The 2,204-nt window shown below is 61.9% G+C and carries 4 protein-coding genes; 3 read left to right on the top strand and 1 reads right to left on the bottom strand.

Translation table 11 applies throughout. From position 1 onward, the window contains the following. Nucleotides 1-140 precede the first annotated feature (140 nt). Together AC01FP_RS17115 and AC01FP_RS17110 are read left to right on the top strand one after the other, a co-directional pair. Nucleotides 141-359, top strand: a complete 219-nt coding sequence (locus AC01FP_RS17115) for a DUF433 domain-containing protein (RefSeq protein ID WP_037979383.1) — start codon at nt 141-143, stop codon at nt 357-359. Then, on the top strand, nt 356-712 hold the full coding sequence (locus AC01FP_RS17110; protein ID WP_474481890.1) for a DUF5615 family PIN-like protein: 357 nt from the start codon (nt 356-358) through the stop codon (nt 710-712). Before AC01FP_RS17115 ends, AC01FP_RS17110 begins: the two co-directional genes overlap by 4 nt. A 52-nt stretch (nt 713-764) precedes the next feature. On the opposite strand, the gene AC01FP_RS17105 is transcribed toward AC01FP_RS17110, so the two are convergent. Beyond that, nucleotides 765-1,193: an EamA family transporter gene (locus AC01FP_RS17105; RefSeq protein WP_474481888.1), complete on the bottom strand. Its 429-nt coding sequence runs from the start codon at nt 1,191-1,193 to the stop codon at nt 765-767. Nucleotides 1,194-1,645: 452 nt separating this feature from the next. Here AC01FP_RS17105 and AC01FP_RS17100 point away from each other — a divergent pair, with 452 nt between their 5' ends. Next, nucleotides 1,646-1,858 (top strand): hypothetical protein, encoded by a 213-nt coding sequence (locus tag AC01FP_RS17100; protein ID WP_474481886.1) that lies wholly within the window; start codon nt 1,646-1,648, stop codon nt 1,856-1,858. The last annotated feature ends 346 nt before the right edge of the window (nt 1,859-2,204 follow it).

The raw sequence follows: 2,204 nt of genomic DNA, 5'->3' as shown, positions 1-2,204 counted from the left end.
CCTGCCCCTCAAGTACCGGGCAACTACCAGCCGATCACGGAGGCGTGGAGGGCTTGACAATCCATAGGAGTGTCAGGTCGCGGCTGGACCGCTGGATGGTGGAGTGATCAGCGGCCAAAGAAGCCGCTTAGCCTGAGCCCATGGCGCCATCCCGCATCACCCACAACCCGGAGCAGTGCGGCGGTAAGCCCTGCATCCGCGGCATGCGCATTCGCGTGCGGGATGTCCTCGAGCTCTATGCCGCGGGGTTGAGCAGCGAGCAGATCCTTGCCGACTATCCGGATTTGGAGCCGGAGGACCTCAGCGCAGCACTGGATTACGCAGCTCGGGAGATCGACCATCCGGTGTTGGTGGGATGACGCTGTGGCTGGATGCCCAGCTGCCGCCTGCCTTGGCCCGCTGGATCGGTGAGCAGCCATGGGGTGTGGTCGCTGTGGCTGTGCGGGAGATCGGGCTGAGGGATGCCAGCGATCCAGAGATCTTCCGCCGGGCACGTGCCGCGAATGCGGTGGTGATGACCAAAGACCGGGACTTCATCCGCCTGCTGGATGAGCAAGGCCCCCCTCCCCAGGTGATCTGGCTGCGGCTGGGGAACAGCAGTAATGCGGCGCTGCAGCAAGTGCTCACAACCACCCTTCCGCAGGCTCTGGAGCTATTGCGCAGCGGTGAACCCTGGGTGGAGATCCGGCCGCAGGCCAACTCCGGCAGCTGATTCCTCTCCCTCAGGCATGGCCCGTCCATGCAGGGGTGGCAGGCCCTGATGGTTAAACCCAGGCCACCAAAGCAGCGCCGATAGCCATCAGCACAACCCCGAGCCAGGCCTTGAGATCGAGCTGCTCACCTAGCAGCAGTACCTCCAGCAGGGCAATCAGCACAACACTGAGCTTGTCGAGCGCCGCCACCCCAGCGACGGGCCCCAGCTGCAGGGCTCGGCTGTAGCAGAACCACGACACCCCTGTTGCCAGAGCGGAGAGGGCGAGAGCACCCAGGCTCAGAGCGGGCAGCTGGCGCAGCTCCTGCCAATCGAGCCGGCCGCTTACCAGCAGCACCAGAGCCAGCACAATCGCCACGGCCAGGGTGCGGAACAGGGTGGCCATCCCCGCATCCACCCCCTGTACGCCCACTTTGACCAATAGAGCGGTGACGGCTGCAGAGAGCGCCGCCGCTACGGCCCACAGCTGCCAGTTCTGCACGGGGCGTCTTGCATGGGAGCTGTGTGCGGAGGCTATTCGCGCTGGCATGCCTTCTGTTCGCAAGCCCACTGAAAAGTGTTGGGGGCTTGGGGAGCCTTGCGCTTGCGGGGGGCGCTTGCGGGGGGGGCGGGAGCGGCGCCAAGCACCCGGCCCTGTTCCAACAACCAGCGGTTCTACATCCGCTGGTTGTCGTGGTCGTTGGAGGTCGCTTTGCAGAGCTCTTCTAGACAAAGCCGCTGCACAGCATGATGTCCGTTTGTTCACATACCAAGTCAGACCATGTAGCTGAGAGTTGCCGCTATCTACTGATGGCGAACCACGACATGCGCTACACCTTCCAAGGGTTAGGGGAGCCACCTTAGGGTTGAAGGATGAAGCAATTGCCAGGTAGGGCGAGACCAAAGTGGTTGGCAATCGCCGGCCAGGTGCTGGCAGCGGCTTTCTTCGTAGCAATGACAGTCAGCGTCCTGCCGGTGCTGTTGATGACAAGTCTCGTTACTGCCCTGATCTTGATTCCGGTGTTGCGTCAACTCAGGAAGGAGGCGGAACGGACCGGGTCTGTCGTGAATGTGCCGGCACGGGAGCAGATGGTCGACATCACACCCCTGCACGAGCGACTCCGGCAAGAGTTTTTGGCATTTCGCCGGCGTGGTTGGCGCCGATAGGGGTGAGCTGGGCGAAGTGGCAGCAATCAATCCAGCATCCGGATCCAGACCCACCACAGCAGAGACATCGGCACCATCGCCAGCGCAAGCACAGCGAGGCCCTGAAGCTGTTCTGAGTTCATTGGCCCCACTTTGTGCGAGCAGCGATCAGGACCGCCACAAGCTGCTGGCAGTGTGGCTCAAGGTGAAGGGCTGAGCTCGGGGGCCCAGTGCAACCATTGGCTTCTGTCAATCTCCGTCACTTTTTTGGTGGCGTCGCGGGTATTAAATCAAGGGCACCTCGAAAAATACGATCAGCCCTTGCGTTGAGGCGACAATAGCTTATAATTTGAATAGTTAATTGCAT

The organism is Cyanobium sp. NIVA-CYA 375 (genome assembly GCF_056108345.1).
The sequence above is the reverse complement of the archived record's forward strand: the minus strand, read 5'-3'. Positions and strand labels throughout refer to the sequence as shown.